Source organism: Empedobacter sp. UBA7611 (assembly GCF_002484365.1).
Taxonomy (GTDB): Bacteria; Bacteroidota; Bacteroidia; order Flavobacteriales; family Weeksellaceae; genus Empedobacter; species Empedobacter falsenii_B.
In genome coordinates, this window is sequence record NZ_DLJR01000011.1 from 1 (window position 1) to 18211 (window position 18211).

The 18211-nt window shown below is 31.9% G+C and carries 17 protein-coding genes; 7 read left to right on the forward strand and 10 right to left on the reverse strand.

The annotated features are described in order from the left end of the window. The first annotated feature begins 196 nt into the window (after window positions 1–196). Window positions 197–2365, forward strand: a complete 2169-nt coding sequence (locus B3R94_RS01235; RefSeq protein WP_291098093.1) for a S46 family peptidase — start codon at window positions 197–199, stop codon at window positions 2363–2365. Between the two features lie 145 nt (window positions 2366–2510). Further along, the gene (locus B3R94_RS01240) at window positions 2511–3659 is read left to right on the forward strand and encodes an AI-2E family transporter (protein WP_291098096.1); all 1149 of its coding nucleotides are present in this window, start codon (window positions 2511–2513) and stop codon (window positions 3657–3659) included. A gap of 104 nt (window positions 3660–3763) precedes the next feature. Here B3R94_RS01240 and B3R94_RS01245 read toward each other — a convergent pair whose 3' ends face one another. The 4 genes from B3R94_RS01245 to B3R94_RS01260 form a co-directional block, all read right to left on the reverse strand. Further along, a complete protein-coding gene (locus B3R94_RS01245; protein WP_125350689.1) occupies window positions 3764–4339 on the reverse strand; it encodes a phosphatase PAP2 family protein in 576 nt (191 codons plus the stop codon). Further along, the gene (locus B3R94_RS01250) at window positions 4339–4893 is read right to left on the reverse strand and encodes a twin-arginine translocase TatA/TatE family subunit (RefSeq protein ID WP_236688155.1); all 555 of its coding nucleotides are present in this window, start codon (window positions 4891–4893) and stop codon (window positions 4339–4341) included. Before B3R94_RS01250 ends, B3R94_RS01245 begins: the two co-directional genes overlap by 1 nt. Before the next feature lie 92 nt (window positions 4894–4985). Next, window positions 4986–7901: a protein translocase subunit SecD gene (gene secD / locus B3R94_RS01255; RefSeq protein WP_291098099.1), complete on the reverse strand. Its 2916-nt coding sequence runs from the start codon at window positions 7899–7901 to the stop codon at window positions 4986–4988. A gap of 121 nt (window positions 7902–8022) precedes the next feature. Continuing rightward, the gene (locus B3R94_RS01260; protein WP_291098102.1) at window positions 8023–8871 is read right to left on the reverse strand and encodes a DUF6929 family protein; all 849 of its coding nucleotides are present in this window, start codon (window positions 8869–8871) and stop codon (window positions 8023–8025) included. 124 nt (window positions 8872–8995) lie between these two features. Between B3R94_RS01260 and B3R94_RS01265 the strand changes: the two genes are divergently transcribed. The 5 genes from B3R94_RS01265 (at window position 8996) to mnmE (ending at window position 14104) form a co-directional block, all read left to right on the forward strand. Then, the gene (locus B3R94_RS01265; protein ID WP_291065998.1) at window positions 8996–10216 is read left to right on the forward strand and encodes an MDR family MFS transporter; all 1221 of its coding nucleotides are present in this window, start codon (window positions 8996–8998) and stop codon (window positions 10214–10216) included. Between the two features lie 37 nt (window positions 10217–10253). Beyond that, window positions 10254–10820 (forward strand): cob(I)yrinic acid a,c-diamide adenosyltransferase, encoded by a 567-nt coding sequence (locus B3R94_RS01270; RefSeq protein WP_125350685.1) that lies wholly within the window; start codon window positions 10254–10256, stop codon window positions 10818–10820. Next, complete coding sequence (locus B3R94_RS01275; protein ID WP_291098105.1) at window positions 10813–11445, forward strand: thiamine diphosphokinase; 633 nt, start codon at window positions 10813–10815, stop codon at window positions 11443–11445. Before B3R94_RS01270 ends, B3R94_RS01275 begins: the two co-directional genes overlap by 8 nt. A 65-nt stretch (window positions 11446–11510) precedes the next feature. Beyond that, window positions 11511–12245 carry an SIMPL domain-containing protein gene (locus B3R94_RS01280; RefSeq protein ID WP_115000467.1) on the forward strand — a complete coding sequence of 245 codons (735 nt, stop codon included), beginning with the start codon at window positions 11511–11513 and terminating at the stop codon, window positions 12243–12245. Between the two features lie 461 nt (window positions 12246–12706). Beyond that, window positions 12707–14104 (forward strand): tRNA uridine-5-carboxymethylaminomethyl(34) synthesis GTPase MnmE, encoded by a 1398-nt coding sequence (gene mnmE, locus B3R94_RS01285; RefSeq protein WP_115000468.1) that lies wholly within the window; start codon window positions 12707–12709, stop codon window positions 14102–14104. A 70-nt stretch (window positions 14105–14174) separates the two neighbouring features. On the opposite strand, the gene B3R94_RS01290 is transcribed toward mnmE, so the two are convergent. From B3R94_RS01290 to B3R94_RS01315, 6 genes are all read right to left on the reverse strand, one after another. Continuing rightward, window positions 14175–14354 carry a hypothetical protein gene (locus B3R94_RS01290; RefSeq protein WP_286496310.1) on the reverse strand — a complete coding sequence of 60 codons (180 nt, stop codon included), beginning with the start codon at window positions 14352–14354 and terminating at the stop codon, window positions 14175–14177. A gap of 100 nt (window positions 14355–14454) precedes the next feature. Then, a complete protein-coding gene (locus tag B3R94_RS01295; protein ID WP_147279992.1) occupies window positions 14455–14661 on the reverse strand; it encodes a hypothetical protein in 207 nt (68 codons plus the stop codon). Then, window positions 14630–14857 carry a hypothetical protein gene (locus tag B3R94_RS01300; RefSeq protein WP_115000470.1) on the reverse strand — a complete coding sequence of 76 codons (228 nt, stop codon included), beginning with the start codon at window positions 14855–14857 and terminating at the stop codon, window positions 14630–14632. The genes B3R94_RS01295 and B3R94_RS01300 overlap by 32 nt, the downstream gene beginning before the upstream one ends. Further along, window positions 14844–15260: a DUF5675 family protein gene (locus B3R94_RS01305; RefSeq protein ID WP_312150152.1), complete on the reverse strand. Its 417-nt coding sequence runs from the start codon at window positions 15258–15260 to the stop codon at window positions 14844–14846. Before B3R94_RS01305 ends, B3R94_RS01300 begins: the two co-directional genes overlap by 14 nt. Then, the gene (locus B3R94_RS01310) at window positions 15257–16012 is read right to left on the reverse strand and encodes a hypothetical protein (protein ID WP_221854679.1); all 756 of its coding nucleotides are present in this window, start codon (window positions 16010–16012) and stop codon (window positions 15257–15259) included. The genes B3R94_RS01305 and B3R94_RS01310 overlap by 4 nt, the downstream gene beginning before the upstream one ends. A 133-nt stretch (window positions 16013–16145) precedes the next feature. After that, window positions 16146–17774 (reverse strand): helix-turn-helix domain-containing protein, encoded by a 1629-nt coding sequence (locus tag B3R94_RS01315; protein WP_181816306.1) that lies wholly within the window; start codon window positions 17772–17774, stop codon window positions 16146–16148. Between the last annotated feature and the right edge of the window lie 437 nt (window positions 17775–18211).

Genomic DNA, 18211 nt, shown 5'->3' on the forward strand with positions numbered 1-18211 from the left:
AATGAACAACTTTATTATTTATAAATCAAAATGCACAACGGGTAAAAGAAATTAATCCTCTAATTCTACTGTGAAATTATTTAAATCAGGCTCATTTAGGTAATAATAATGGTTTTGAGCAATACATTAACGATTGAATAAAAATCTTTATCTTTGGAATTCTTAGAAATCGGTAGAATAAAATAATCAAATAAAAATGAAGAAACTATTCGTTAAAGGATCTATTTTAATGGCTTTGTTTGCAAACTTTAGTGTTTTTGCACAACAAGGTGGTGGAATGTGGATTCCGACAGAATTGAATGAAAAGGAAATGAAAGACATGGGATTGAAAATCTCATCAAAAGACATTTTCAGTACAGGAGATAAAAGTATCAACAATGCAGTTGCTCACTTTGGTGGCGGTTGTACTTCTGAAGTTATTTCTCCAAATGGTTTATTATTAACGAATCATCACTGTGGTTATGGAGAAATCCAAGCACATTCATCTTTAGAAAATGATTATTTAACAGATGGTTTTTGGGCTAAAGAGTTGAAAGACGAATTACCAAACGAAGGTTTAACAGCGACTTTTATTGTAGACATTAAAGATGTAACTACTGCAATTTTAGCTGGTGTTAACGATAATATGTCGGAGGAAGATCGTAACAAAATCATCAAGAAAAATATTGAAGATTTTAATGCAAAAACTAAAACAGAAGCTTATCGTTCAGTATTTATCAAACCTTTTTACAAAGGAAATAAATATTACCAATTTACAACAGAAACATACAAAGATGTTCGTTTAGTTGGTGCGCCACCTTCTGCAATTGGAAAATATGGAAATGATACAGACAACTGGGTTTGGCCACGTCATACAGGAGATTTCTCGATGTTTAGAATTTATGCAGATAAAAACAACAAACCTGCAGATTATTCACCAGACAATGTTCCGTACAAACCAAAACATTTCTTACCAATTAATATTTCGGGAATTAGTGAGGACGATTTCACGTTTGTATATGGTTTCCCAGGTACGACGGACGAATATTTACCAGCTTCTTCTATCCAGCAAATAAAAGATGTAATTGATCCTGCGCGTATCAATGTGCGTACAATTGCATTATCTCATATTGATAAAAAAATGCGTGAAGACGATGCAACTCGTATCGCTTATGCGTCTAAACAAGCGCGTATTTCGAATGCACATAAAAAATGGATTGGCGAAGTTTTAGGATTAAACCGTTCGAAAGCTGTAGAAAAACGTCAACAATATGAACAAGAATTCATGAATCGTATTGCGAAAAATCCGAAATTAAAAGGTGAATATTCGAATATTATTTCTGAATTAAATCAAGTTAATAAAGCAAATCAAGATTACAATTTAGCGTACACAATGTATTCTGAAACGTTTTTCTCAAATTCAGAAACATTCAGAATGGCGTTAACATTGAACAATATTTTGAATGCGGTTGGACAAAAAAATTACGCAGAAACAAAAGCTAAAGCGTTGAATACAGTTGCGTCTATGCACAAGGATTATAATCCAGAATTGGATAAAACAATTTCTTCTGATTTAGCAGATAATTATTTCAAAGTTGTTCCTCAAAATTTATTACCAACTACAACTGCTGCAAATATCAAAACAGCTTTAGGAAATTCGGTAATCAACGGAACGAAAAAAATTAATGGTCAATCTGTTTTAGGAAATATCAAAACTTTGGCTGAAAATGATGCTGAGTTTATCAAAGCCTTAAAAGAAGATGCCTTAATTGCTCAAATTCGTTTAATTTTAGATGCAAATCAAACGAAAGTAACGCCTACATATTTAGCGAATCAAGATAAAATCAACAAGTTGATGCGTACGTATATGAAAGCGCAAATGGATGTATTTACAGACAAGAAAATCTTCCCAGATGCAAATTCAACTTTACGTGTAACTTACGGAAAAGTTGATGGTTACCAACCACGCGATGCGGTTTATTACGAGCCTGTCACACACATGGAAGGTGTCATGGAAAAATATATTCCGGGAGATTATGAGTATGATTTACCAAAACAAATGTTGAGTTTATATGACAAAAAAGATTATGGAAAATACGCCGATAAAAACGGAAAATTACCTGTAAACTTTATTGCAACAAACCATACAACTGGTGGTAATTCTGGTTCTCCTGCATTGAATGCAAAAGGAGAATTAATCGGATTGAATTTTGACCGTGTTTGGGAAGGAACAATGTCAGATTTAAATTATGATCCAGAGATTTGTCGTAATATTATGGTGGACTCTCGTTACATTTTGTGGGTAGTTGACAAGTATGCTAATGCGCAACGTTTGATTGATGAAATGACCATCGTTGACGAAAGCAAAAATGCAAAGAAAAAATAATATTTTTCACTATATTCTGAAAACCACGTTATTACAACGTGGTTTTTTTATTGAAATAAACGTAAGATTCAAATAAAATCTTAAGAAATAAAACTATATTTATACAACTTATCTAAAAAATTGTCAAAATAAAACACTCATAATTATGGAAGTCATTAGAAAATGGCCTTTTTATTTAAAACTAACTTGCACATTATTGTCAATCATTTGTTTAACATTTATTTCAATAATAGGTAAAGGAATTTTAGTTCCATTAATATTAGGCTTCTTAATTTCAATATTATTAGCACCCGTTTGTTCATTTTTCGAAAGATATTTACGCATTCCACGTGTTATTTCAAGTATCATTACCACCTTGCTTTTTGCAGCATTTATCTTAGGAATTTTCTATTTGATTGCTATACAAATGGCTGAAATAGCAAATGAATGGCCTACGTTTCAGAAACAAATCATAGAAGCATTTATGAATTTGCAAGATTGGATTCACCATACCTTTGGTGTTAATTCGCATGCGCAAATGGAATATTTGACAAAGAATGTCAAAACGACTATCGAAACGAGTACAATTGTAATCGAAAAAGTAATTTCTATTGTTTCATCGATGGCTGTTACAGTCTTGTTCACTTTTTTATACATTGTTTTCTTGTTGATTTATCGTCGTCATTTAGTAAAATTCTTATATTACGCATTCAATTCAAATACACACGACCAGGTTTATAACGTCATTACATCTATTCAAAAAATGGTCAAACAATATTTGATTGGCTTATTTTTACAAATGTTAGTCGTATCAATTTTATCTTTTATTGCATTTTCTATCCTTGGACTTAAATACAAATTTGTTTTAGCTATTTTAACTGGTGTTCTAAATGTTGTTCCCTATGTAGGAATTGTTATTTCATTAATTTTAACGCTAATAATCACATTTGCCACAATGTCAGCTTCAAAATTGTTCTTTGTTTTAATTGCATTTATTGCAATTCATGCAATTGATGGAAATGTAGTGATGCCAAAAATTGTAGGTTCTAAAGTAAAAATTAATTCTTTGATTGTGATTATTGGATTAGTAATTGGAGAAATGACGTGGGGAATTATGGGCATGCTATTATCGATTCCAATACTTGCGTTGATGAAAATTGTTTTTGATAATGTGACTGAATTAAAACCTTGGGGTTATCTTTTGGGTGATGAAGATTCAACAGAAATTGATGCGGATTTAAATTCATTTTTAGCCAAAAAGAAAGCTAAAAAATCAAAGAAAAAAACAAATAAGTTGGACGAGAATTTGGAGTAATCTGATTTCTATTTTACATAATTGGATTGCTGACTATTATTTTATCCATTAAAAAAGTCTATAACAAATTGTTATAGACTTTTTTTGTATTTATTATTATGAATCTAATTCTTCTTCAAATATTTTTTTTCTAAGAAATAATACAATTTCAAGAAAAGAATCGAGAAAAATATTCCGATTAGTGTTCCGAAAAATATATCTCCTGTGAAATGTACCCCGACATAAACTCTACTGTAAGCAACCATTAACGCCCAAACAATTAAGATATAAAGTAACCATTTGTAATAGCGTCTCAAAAGTATTCCAATAAAAATTGCAATCGCCATATGATTAGATGCATGCGCCGAAGTAAAACCGTATCTACCTCTACCCTCGCAATCTATCGGGCGAAATAATCCTTGAATCGACTCGGTGTAACATGGACGAAAACGTTGAAAAGAATTTTTCAAGATATTTGTAAATTGATCTGCACACGCTATCATCAGTGCAATACAAACTCCAGCCAATAAGGTTTTTTTCCAACCAAGTTTTACATAAAGTAAGATGAGAAAGATGACATACAACGGAATCCATGTTTTTTTATCGGTTACTAATAACCAAAACCAATCCCATTTTTCATTCCCTAAATTATTGAAATACAAAAATATTTGTACGTCCCAATCAAAATAATCTTGTATCATTACCTACTTACTGATCCGCCTAAACCTAATGCTTCGTCTACAGATTTTGGTTCTACAACAACCGCAGGTTCTTCCACAATTGGCTCAACCACATTTTCTATAACGGGTTCTGTTGTTTCTTGCACATCCAATTCCAAATCCTGTACAGGATCTACAGCTTTCATAGTTGGTGCATCATCTTTCAACGCTGCATTTACTGTATTGTCTTGATGAATAGCTTGATGCATTTCATCTACTGGATTACGAACTTCATCAAATGATTTCTGAAAATCTTCCATTGGATTAATTTTCGCAAAAGAATCTTTGACTTCATTCATTGGATTTAACTCTTTTATGGTATTCTGAATCTCTTTTGTAGGATCAACATCCTGAACAGGATTCATAATCTCTTGCTTGATATCTTCAGATGCTTCTTTTAATTTGCGCACAGCAGTTCCCAAACCACGAGCAATTTCTGGAATTTTATCTGGTCCAAAAATCACTACAGCAACCACCATAATAATCACGACTTCCTGGAAGTCTAAAAACGCTGGGTATATTACTAAACTATTCACTAAACAAATGTATAAAATCTAAATTTAGTAGAAGAAAAAAAGCCATCAAATTTCTTTGATGGCTTTCTTAAAATTTATTTAAAATTTGAATCTTATTTATTCATTTGACCTTTTTTAGTAAAGTCGTACAATAAAGGAGATGCAACGAAAATAGACGAGAATGTACCAATTACGATACCGATTAATTTCGCAAACATAAATCCTTTGATTGATTCTCCACCAAATGCAAAGATGATTAATACGATTAAGAACGTTGATAAAGACGTATTAATTGTACGTGATAATGTTTCTGAAGTAGAAATATTAATAATATCGTACAAGTTGTGGTTTTTCTCAACTGTTAAATTCTCACGAATACGATCCAAGATAATAATCGAGTCATTCATCGAATAACCAATTACCGTCAAAATCGCCGCGATAAACGCTTGGTCGATCTCCATGTTGAAAGGTAAAATTCCTTTGAATAAAGAGAAAACTCCTAACACAATAACCACGTCATGCGCTAAAGCAATGATAGTTGATAATGAGAATTGCCAACGTTTGAACATCACGATTAAGTAGAAGAAAATTGCAACTAATGCTAAAGAAACCGCTATATAAGAAGCTCTTGTTGTATCATCGGCAATTGTAGGACCTACTTTTGCAGAAGACATTAAACCAATTGTAGCATTATCTTCAGAGAAATCTTTTTCAGACATATTCGCTGGTAAATAAGATTTAAGACCTGCATATAATTTGTCTTTAATCTCATCATCTACATTTGTTCCATCTTCGTCAGCCTTGTATGCTGTTGTAATTTTTACTTGATTTTGACCACCATACGTTTTCACCTGTGGCATCATTTTTTCACCTTCTAACACGAAAACATCACCCAAACTTTCAGAAATTTGTTGCGGATCAACGTGTTTATCAAAACGAACTGTATATGTACGTCCACCTTGGAATTCGATACCCATATCAAATCCTTTTGTGAAAATAGAGATTAAAGCAACTACTGTTAAAACAATTGAAATCGCATAAGAGATTTTTCTTGTTTTTAATAAGTCAACTTTAATATTTTGTAACCAGTGCGCTGTAAATGATGTATAAAAAGGAACAGATTTTCCTTTTGCTAAACGTCCTTCTACAAAGTAGCGTGTAATGAAAATCGCTGTAAATGTTGATGTAAAAATACCAATCATAAACGTTGTTGCGAAACCTACAACAGGTCCTTTACCAAAGAAGAATAAAATTAATGCTGTGATAAATGATGTCGAGTTGGCATCGATAATTGCAGAGAAAGCTCCTTTCCATGAATAAGCGAAATCTACTGCTTGACGTAATGATTTTCCTTTTCTTAATTCTTCTTTTACACGTTCGTAAATCAAGATATTCGCGTCCATTCCTGTTACCAATGTCAAGATAATCCCAGCAATACCTGGTAAAGATAATGTAGCTTTTAGCGATACTAAGAATCCTAATAAGAATAATAAGTTAATGATTAAAGCAACGTTAGCATAGATACCTGCACGGCTGTAGTAAAATACCATCCAGATTAATACCAATGCAAATGCACAACCGAAAGCGATTAACGAACTGTTAATTGCTTCTTGTCCTAATGATGGACCAACAACCTCAGCAGAAACAATTTTAGATGAAGCTGGTAAAGAACCTGCTTGTAAAATGTTTGCTAAATCTTTTGCTTCGTCAATTGTAAAGTTTCCAGAAATAACAGAGTTACCTCCTGTAATTTGATTACTGATGTTTGGCGCAGAATACACCATATTGTCTAATACAATTGCAACACCTTGACCTGGTTGTCCAGGACCTGCAGGTTTCAACTCGTCTGTAATACGAGACCACTCTTGTGCACCAACTTGATTCATTTGCATTGTAACAACAGGCTCATTTGTAAGAGAACCAGGATTACGTTCACCAGCAGCAGAAACTACTTTATCTCCTTCGATTAATGGTTCTTGCGTTCCATTTTTACCTTTTAAGACATAAAACTCTAATAATTTAGGAGCAGATTTATCATTTGCTTGTTTACCTAAATTCAGTGGCTTATTCGCCCAAGAGTATTTGTATCCTCTAATGTTTGCTGGTAATCCAGGTACAAAACCTTTGTCTTGCATCACACGGTTTACAACAGCAGTATCTTTTACATTCACAACAAAACTTGCGTTAGAACCAGCTGGTTGCATAACTTCTGCTAAAGTTTTGATTGTTTCTCCTTTCTCATTTTTTACATTATATTTCTCTGTATTAACGCTAGAAAAATGTTGTAAAACTGTAGGATCTTGACGAACAACTTGCCAAAACTCTAATTTTGCTGTAGATTGTAATAATTTTTTTACACGGTCTGTGTCAGAAACACCTGGTAATTCTACCAAGATACGTCCATCACCTTTATCACCTAAACGTTGAATTACTGGCTCAACAACACCAAATTGATTAATACGAGAGCTAATTACATCATAAGCTGTTGCAACTTTCGCTTCGATATCTTTACGGATTACTTCTTTTACCTGATCGTCAGAAGCATTGTACGCAATTTTATCTGCATTGTTTTTGTTTCCAAACAAATCTGCAGCTGCGTATTTTGTTCCTCCTTTTATTTTATCAAATTCTTGAAAAAATAATTCTACATAAGGTACGTTACCGTTTGTTTTTTGAGCTTTATCTGTCGCATCCAAAGCCGTTGCCAACATAGGGTTTTGACTTTTCGCTGATAAATTCTGGATTAAATCTCTTTCAGAAACTTGTAAAATTACGTTGATACCACCTTTCAAATCTAATCCTAAATTGATTTCATTGTTTTTGGCATACCCATAATCGTACTTAATAATTCCCAAATCAAGAGGATGCTGAGCCAAGCTATCTAAAATTCTTGGTTCGTCTTCTGGCTTACTCGCCAAGCGCGCCGCCTCATGCTCCACTTTAGTTGTGTACCAAGTATAACTTAGTTGTCTGATACACAAGAGACTTAAAATAATTGCAAATGCTGCAATGAGCCATCTTCCTCGCATAATGTTTAATTGATAAATAAATTTTGACGGACAAATATAATAGTCTTGAAAATACTTTCACAATTTTTTAAGAATAAATCGAAAATCGATGTCCGTATTTCGAAATTCTTTATTCAAAAAATTAGATTTCCTTTTGGTATTTGTAGATGTAAATTGACGCTTTATTGGAGTCATCATCATTATCTTCGCACAAATACAAGGTATAATTCTTTCCAGATTCTTTATACAACGCTAAACCTTCGATTTTCTTATCATCCGAAATTTTTTGCCAACGCGTAACTTCCATCTCAGCCAAATCTAATTCGCCAATAATAGAACCTTTTATTTCTCCATTAAACTGAGTTGTACTTTTAGATTCCACAGTTGCAGTAAACAAAACTTCTCCATCTACCAAAATAGCATCCGAAAAAGTAGTCGTTTCATTGTTGATTTTAGGTAAAGTGATTGGAAAAAAGTCAATTGATTTTCCTCTCAAATCATTTATCTTGCCTCCCACTCTATAAATTCCGTTTACGCCAGCAGGACCATTTCCTCTGTTGAAAAAATATGTACAATGTCCATCTGTAATAATTCCTTCGATGTTAAAATCTTTTTTAGATAAATTTGAAACCTTTAAAAATTCATCCAAAAGAAAACTATAATTATCGTTTTGTACCTCTTTGGTTTTGATGTTATATGAAATCAAATCGAAACGATTTTCTTTAGAACCCGAACCAAGAATATACAAATGATTGTCAAATTTTGTAATCGCTTCAAAATCTGGTTTATCTTTTTTGGTGATATGTTTTGATTTTACTTCTGGATTCAAATCAACTTTATCCACTTCTTTTTTCTTTCTATTGTAAACGTACAAATGTGCTTTATCATCGGAAATCGTGTAAACATGGTGTTTATCAACCACTAATCCAGATGCCGCTCCAAGCCCATTTATGACAATTAAAACCTTAAGAATGAAATTGTAAAACAACATAGATGTAAGATTTGTTTTTAAGAGGTTTCAAAAGTAATCAAAGAATATCAGAAACCTTGATAAATAACCGATTTTTTGTAAAAAAAGAACTTAACTTTGTAGCATTTAAAAAGAAAATTGAGAGATGAAAAAAATTCTAAAAATTTACATTGACGCCTACAGCGGACTTTCGAAAGAATCTTGGATGTTAGCCATCGTAATGTTGTTGAACCGAATGGGTTCGATGGTTTTACCATTTTTAGGAATTTATATGATCTCCGAATTAGGATTTTCTTTAGAAAACTCGGGAATAGTCTTAAGTTGTTTTGGAGTTGGTTCTGTAATTGGTTCTTGGCTTGGAGGTTGGATAACAGATAAAATCGGAAACTTTAAAGTGCAAGCCATCAGTTTATTTCTAAGTGCTCCAATGTTTTTGATTTTACCTTATTTTAAAACGGTAGAATCTTTTGCTGTTATTATGCTTGTTTTGAGTATTATTAGCGAAATGTTTCGTCCTGCAAACTCAGTTGCCATCACACGTTATGCTAAGAAAGAAAATATCACTCGTGCTTTTTCTTTGAATAGAATGGCGGTTAATTTAGGTTTCTCAATTGGTCCATCAATGGGAGGTTTTTTATCTAATTATTCGTACGATTTATTATTCTATTGCAATGCAGGAGCCGCTTTGGTTGCTGGAATTGTTTTCTTTGTCTTTTTCAATGGACGAAAAGAGCGAAATGCAGCCAACACAGAAACTGTATCAGACAAAGCTACAGTCGAAAAAGAACGAAATGCATACACAGACACTCCTTTCTTAGTATTCAATCTATTTTGTGTATTATTCTCCATTGCATTTTTCCAAATTCTAAATACACTTCCATTATTTTATAAAGATGTAGTGCATTTAACACAAACAGAAATTGGATTATTAATGGGATTCAGTGGAATAATCATTGTTGTATTCGAGATGTTGTTGATCCATTATACCGAAAAAAGATTTACAGTTACACAACTTTTAGTTTTCGGTTCATTTATCACAGCAATTAGTTATTTTATCTTCACATTTAGTCACACATTAAGAATGTTGTACTTAGCAATTGGACTGATGTCTATTGGAGAAATGCTTGTTTTACCTTTGATGTCAACGGTTACAGCTTTTCGTTCGCAAAAAAATAACCGAGGAGCTTATATGGGACTAAACGGAATGACAGCAGCAATTGCCTTTATTGTTTCGCCATTTTTAGGAACTCACATTGCTACCGATTACGGTTTTAATACACTTTGGATAATCACCACAGTTATTTTAGTCATCGTAGCTATCGGATATCACTTTTTTACTAAACCACTTTTACCAAAAAATATTTAAGATTTTCTTATCTTCGATAATTATTAGTTGAAATCACATGAAAGTATATACAAAAACAGGAGACAAAGGAACAACAGGTTTATATGGAGGAACACGTGTCTCTAAAAATAGTTTAAAGATTGATTCTTACGGAACTGTTGATGAATTGAACTCTTATCTAGGATTAATTCGTTCTTATGAAATTGATCCAGCATTAGAGGAAGAAATTATCATCATCCAAAAAGGTTTATTCAATCTTGGAGCTGAATTAGCAACGCCAGTCGATAAATTATACTTGGCAAATGGTAAACCTCGCATTCCGAAAACCGTTACTGAAGAAGATATTGTTCAATTGGAAGAATGGATTGATGATTTGGAAGGACAATTGGAACAATTGACACATTTTATTTTGCCAGGAGGAAATCAAGCCGCTTCTCATGCACATGTTGCGCGTTGTATTTGTCGTCGTGCCGAACGTTTGACAGTTGGTTTGGCTGAGGAAGAAGAAATCCGTCCAGAATTACAAAAATATTTGAATCGTCTTTCTGATTATTTGTTTGTTTTAGGTCGAAAAATTGCCACAGACAATAATCACGAAGAAGTAAAATGGATTCCAGGTGAATAAAAAAGCTCTTTTATTTTTGAATGGCGAAGTCCCTACTATTCTGCCTGATACATCAAATTATGATATGATTTTTTGTACAGATGGTGCATTTCGTTATTTACAAAAATTACATATAACGCCTGATGTTATTTCGGGCGATTTTGATTCAATTGAAATCGAAAAATTTCCATTGGAAATAGAAATTATTTCTACTCCAGATCAAAATGATACAGATTTTGCAAAAGCCTTGCAAATCATTCTGAACAAAGGTTTTGAACATGTTGATGTTTTTGGAGCAAGCGGTCGTCAACAAGATCATTTTATTGGGAATTTGAATGCGGCTTATCGTTTCAAAGATCAAATCAATATTTTGTTCTACGATAATTATAGCCAATATTTTTTCGCAGAAAAAGAAACGAAATTAGAAGGTTATTTTGGACGAACAATTTCGCTTCTCCCCTTTCCTGAATGTAAAAATATTATCACAAAAGGTTTGGAATATCCATTGAATAAAGAAGATTTAAACTTACTTTCTCGCATAGGAACTCGTAACAAAGCCAATGAAGATGTGGTTACAATTGATTATTCAGAAGGTAATTTAATCATCTTTATCATCGATCAAGAATTTCCTATTTTGATTGCTTAATTTCACTATTTTCAGTGAAATACATCTTTAGTATTTTTTGTACATTTACTGAAAACCAAATTACTATGAATAAATTTTCAGTTATTGTAGCATCTATTTTAGCCGTTGGGTTAATTGCTGCAACATGTATATTAGGAAACGCTTACAAATACAAATTCAGAAGTTCTGAATCGATCAATGTTACTGGAAATGCTTTGAAAGATTTTAATGCTGATTTAGTCAAATGGCGTGCAACTTTTAGTCGCAAAGATTATGATTTGCGCATTGCTTCGGATCAATTAAAAGCTGATCAAACGGTTGTCAAAAACTTTTTGATTTCGCAAGGAATCAATCCAAAAGAAATTGTTTTTGAAGCGGTAAATATTTCAAAAGATTTTCAGTACGGAACAGATGCAAACGGAAATTCGATTAGTCAATTTACTGGTTATAATCTATCTCAAGACGCAACAATCGAATCGAAAGAATTGGATAAAATAGAAAAAGCTTCGCGCGAAATCTCTACTTTAATTAGTCAAGGAATTGAGCTGAGTTCTTCTAATCCAAATTATTATTACTCGAAATTAGAAGATTTGAAACTTGAGTTGATTGCGCAAGCTTCTGAAAATGCAAAACAACGTGCAGAAAATATTGCTACAAAATCTGGCACTAGTTTAGGAAAATTAAAACAAGCCGATTTGGGTATTTTTCAGATAACAGGTAAAAATGATAATGAAGAGTATTCTGCTGGTGGATCATTTAATACAACATCACGTCAGAAAACAGCTCAAATTACAGTGAGAGCAAGTTATAACTCAAATTAAAATAAATAAAAAAGCTTCTTAATATAAAGAAGCTTTTTTGTCTATTTAAATACTACTGCAAGTAATATCAAAGCGGATATTACAATAAGTACATCTACAATTTTAATTCTAAAATTACCAATTCCAAAACCTCTTTTTGTAGCATAATTTTTCTTTGATGACATTATAAATTCCAATTTCTAAAAGAAATACTAAAAGTGTGCCAATTATCTATCAAAATCTAATTTTTTATAAGTTGATGATAATTTAGAATCATAGGATTAAAACCATTTGACTAAAAATTTTAATTTCATGATCCTCAAATTCTTTCCCAATAGCATCAGATGTAGCAGTAATTAGTTCAGGTTAAAAAACATCCCTTTTTAAGTATTAATATATTAACAGTAAATATTTTTACATTTTAAAAAATTATCATATAAATTATAATTTTCCAACAACTTATTATGTTGTAAATTTGCCTTATGCTAAACAACGATACAATTTGTGCATTGGCAACTGCCAATGGAATGGGCGCTATAGCGGTTATTCGTATTTCTGGACCAGAATCAATTTCTAAAGTTGCTCAGATTTATCAATCAAAATTTAATTCAACTAAATCTTTGAATGACGCTTCTTCTCATACCATACATTTGGGTTATGTGATGGATGGAGATACCATTGTTGACGAAGCATTATTCTCAATATTTAAAAATCCTCATTCATATACAGGTGAAGATGTCGTAGAAATTTCGACACATGGATCGATTTATATTCAGCAAAAAGTTTTAGAACTTTTAAATAAAATAGGCATTCGAAATGCCAATCCAGGTGAATATACTTTCAGAGCCTTTTGGAATGGTAAAATGGATTTAACACAAGCAGAAGCTGTTGCTGATCTTATTTCTTCGGATTCTAAGGCTTCGCACGAAATTGCTATCAAACAAATGCGTGGAGGATTCTCTAATCAAATCAAAGATTTAAGAGAACAAATGATCAATTTTGCAGCTTTGATGGAATTAGAATTGGATTTTTCTGAAGAAGATGTTGAATTTGCAGATCGTACACAATTTTATGATTTATTGAATAAATTACAATCCATCTTAAAACGTTTAGCTGATTCTTTTGCTTTTGGAAATGTTATCAAAAATGGAGTACCAGTAGCTATTGTTGGTGCGCCAAATGCAGGGAAATCTACTTTATTAAATGCATTATTAAACGAAGAACGTGCTATTGTTTCGGATATTGAAGGAACAACTCGTGATACCATTGAAGAAACCATTTATATTGATGGTGTTGGGTTCCGTTTTATTGATACAGCTGGAATTCGAGAAGCTGGCGATACGATAGAACGGATTGGAATTGAAAAAACATTCGAAAAAATAGACAATGCTTCTATTATCATCTATTTGTATGATGCCAATATAACTGCTGATAATCAAATTGCGAATCAGTTAGATGATTTGCAACGTAGAGGAAAAATCTTGTTTAATGTTGCCAATAAAATTGATGTAAACAATAACGAATCAGCTATTTCTGATGCTATCAAACAAGAGTTTAAAGATGTTGTTCATTTAGAAATTTCAGCTAAAGATCAATATAATATCGAAGCATTGAAAGAAAATCTGATTCATCAAATCAAATTGAAAGGAACAAATCAGGATGACACAATCGTTACGAACTCTCGTCACTTAGAAGCATTACAAAACACACTTTCTCAAATTGGAAAGATCAAACAAGGAATGGACATGGGACTTCCTGGGGATTTGTTAGCAATGGATATCCGTGAAGCTTTAACATATTTGGGACATATTACAGGTGAAATAGATGTGGATCAAGATATATTAGGGACGATATTTGGCAAGTTTTGCATCGGGAAATAATACTTATTAAAAATTATGTTATATAGAAAAAGGTTTTCAATAAAATTGAGAACCTTTTTCATTTTTGGTTTTACGATTTCATCTTAAAAGCAATCAAAAATTCGTCAAAAGTTAGGAAGTCTTTTTTCTCTTTACCGATTATCTGCTTTGCTCTATTGAGTAAGCGTAGACTTTGCCTATACCCCTTTCCCGTAATAATTGATACATCTTTCGGATAAATCACCATTCTTTGTAATTCGTTATTTTTCATTTCTGTAATAATTAGCATTACCTCAATGAAACTTAAATGAATGATGTTAAAATTTACATCAATAAAATAAGATTTCCAAATCACACTTGTAATCAAATGCTTAGTCTTCGTCGTAAGGGTTGTTTTTCTTATGCAGTAAATATGATGTTCCATAACTGCATATTGCTCCTACTATTCCCATACAAATCGTATAAACAAGTTGTTCCCACTGAATGGTCGCTACCAAACTTGTCATTGTTCCTCCTATCGTTCCAACAATTAACGATGTATTACTATTATTCATCATCATTACTTTGGTTCTTGTCATTTACAGTCAATTGACTGACAGCTGATATTACTCCTCCTGCTACGGTCAAATAACCTCCTATGGTCACTAATGTTGCTGGTAATGCTATAGGAGCAGCAATTAATACACCTCCAATTGCAGCTAAGGTTAATCCTATATTTCGTAGTTGTTGGAATAATTTAGGTGTAGGTGCTGTAAAGCGATTAATAATTGTCATGTTGTTTACTTTTAATCCTTAAACTTACTTTTTGATCACGATCAAGTTTATCATTTACTAGAGTTTTAAGTTTTGTAAATGCTTTTCTTGATAACTCTCCTCTCCCTTCACCTGTTAATATGGTTACTGGAGCTATACATCCTTGTAATTCAGTTTTTGCATGATTGGCAGGATGAATCAAAATCAATGAACGATTGGGTACATTTGTAATCAGAAAATGTTGACCAAATTTTGGTGAGCTTCTCTTTTGGATTGCATAACATCCTTCTGGTATACATGAATTGCGGGGTTCGTTCTCCTTCCATGGTAACTCGATCGTATAACAAATAAACTTATCGTTAAGGAATAAGCTACCATTTGTACCATTCGGATAATACATTCGTTCTACTACAATTGTCATCATGGTAAATTGATTTCGATTAAATGTGCTGCATTAAAACTTCCATTTTTTAATGGATACAAAACGGTATTCACCTCTTGGTAGAATTCGATTCCAATTGCTAAAGCGATTGTATGTTCTGAATTTGGAGGAAGATTGTTCAATAATTCTACATCATTCACTTCTACCTCATCGTATGGATAATAATCGGTATACGATGTTTTGGTAATGTATTCGTTCTTCTCAAAATCAATTTCTGTAGAAGCTGCTACAAATCGGTAATTGGTAGCTCCTTGTGGTGCTATTATCACATCTAAGGGTTTGTATGCTTCTAATGTAAATTTTGTTTCACCAGAAGTACGTTCTATATCTACTTGTACAGGAATTAATACCGTTTTCAACCACGCTGCACCTGCATTAAAATCAAAGCCTTTCATCAGTAATTGATTTCCTTTGTGTACATTTCTTTGCCCACGAGCATTTGTAGTATCTTCTTTTAGGATACCATGCATTACTTTTGTGAGACGACTTGATAATTTGCTGTCTTTTGCATTTTTTATGATCGCATTGAATGCGTTTCGTAGTGTTTTTCCAGCAGTACCTGCATTCTTAAATTCTTGCATATTTTCTCTGGTACGCTGAAATCGCGGATCACTCATTATGGTATTACGGTCTATAGAACTTTTTTCTCTTACCATATAACCATCTTTTGATTTGTAGAAGTTTAAATCTCCGATTGAACCTCTAAGTTTTAAAAAGCCTTTTTGCTTCGCCATTTTTTTATAATTTTAAATTAAACATTGATCTCCATTGCGCAATGGTTTTGTAAAGTTGCAATAGCGATCTGTTTAAAGCAATAGCTAAGTCTTTTTTAGCCCTTGTATGTCAATAAATTACACTAATAAACCATTATATACTTTCTTTATTTTTTTGTTTTTGAATTTTTATAAAATCTAAGGGACGCAAGCCCGTTTCACTGTAAAAAACATTTGAAAATTGTCTTGGATTCATATAACCTGCTATTTCTCCTAATGCCCCTACACTATAATTAAGGTATTGTGGTTGTTCTTGTAATAAATCAGTAATAAATTTTATTCTCAACCGATTGATGTAAGAAGGAAAATTAATTCCTTTGTACTGATTGACACATTTTGATAAATAAGTGGTGTTTGTTGAAAATGATTTTGCCAAACTTACTACTGTTATATTAGGGTTTAAAAATTCTCTGTCCCGCTCAAATTCTTCAAATTTTAATAGTAAACTTTCAAATGCTTCTTTATTCAAATCCTCTTCATCTTTAATCGATATTCTCCGTTCTGTGTAACTTGATTGAGCAGATTCTTCAATAAACAGATTGTACTTTTCGATTAAATGTTTATTTTTATTTCTAGTTTTTACAATTCCTACGATCAATACTATTATTCCAGTAAAACACGCTGCCAATACGTAATATAATTTTTGAGACTTATTCAATATTTTTTCCTTTAATTTGAGCAATTGCACTGTGTCATATTCTTTGTATACAACTTGACTCATTTCTGCATCTAGCTTATAATTTAACTCATCCATTTTTAATAATTGATTGATTACATATAGTTGTCTGTTCGTATCAGAAGCTACCAATGTTTCCTCTAAAATGTTTTCGTATATCGGTCTATATTTAATTTCTAAGAAGTTGTATTCATTGAAAATACTATCTATTTTGTTAAAATATATTATTTTATGTTGTTGATTATTCAATTTATCAAATGCCTTTGCTTTGTAGTAATAAATTTTGGTTAGTGTATTAAAATCATTCGTTTTTATTAAAATATCTTCTTTAGTTGATAATAATTGAATAGACGTCACAAATTGATCATTTAAAAACTCATCAATTGCTTTATTTATCGTAAAGTATCTATGGAAAAATTCGTTATTTTCAAGTTTGCTTTTATTTAATCCTAATTGATTCAATTCTTTCGCTTTTGCTTTGTTACCAACTTCTTGATGGAGAGATGCTAATTGATATATTGTATTTAATAAATAGGCTTGGTAATCTTTGTTCTCTGGTTTTGATTGAAAAAAGTTTTTACATTTCAGCAACAATTCTTCTGCTTGGTTACATTGATTTAATTTGATTTTTATCATTGCCATATTAAATGTTACTTTATGTAATAAATATTGGTCTTTTGAATATTTTAACTCCTGATCTGCATATAAATAATTTTGTAACGCCTCTCTATAATCTTTTGCTTTGTAATAGGCTAGCCCTTTTGATAATAAAGCTGTTGCTATTAAATCTTTGTTTTTTAATTTCCGGGCAGTAATTATCGCACTATCTGCATATTCTATTTGAGTATTTAAATGACTTGAAAAAAAGATTCCTTCTTTATAAGCATAAAATAAATTTAGCTTATCCTTTTCTTTTTTAGCATTTCTTATATACGCTTGCACATAGATCATCGCATTTGGATGATGCTTTTCATGTACTAATTCATCCAATTTTTCTATTAGATAGGCATTATCTTTTGAGGCTAAGGAATCAACTTGATTAGCCATTGTTATAAGCGGAAGTAGAAAGAGTATGTATGTGTACACTACAACTCTTTTCATGGTATAGATCTATTGATTACTACTAAAATACTTTATTTTATATCGTAAATCGTTTATTAAGTACTTAATCGTTTAAAAGTGTATAATTTATAAATTATACATTCTTTTTATAAAATGTACTTGTTGTAATCTTTATTGTTCTATAAATATCTCTAGTTTTGAATGTCTTTGAACAAATAAGTCTAATCGATTACTTCAAAGAAACTTAAATGATGAATAAAAAAGAGAAGTTTTACTTCTCTTTTTTATTACCTCAACTTTATTGCCACTCTACTGCCACTATGTTGCCTTCATCTTGCCTTCATCTTGCCTTCATCTTGCCTTCATCTTGCCTTCATCTTGCCTTGATGTTGGGAGTATGTGGTAATGTGGTAATGTGGTAA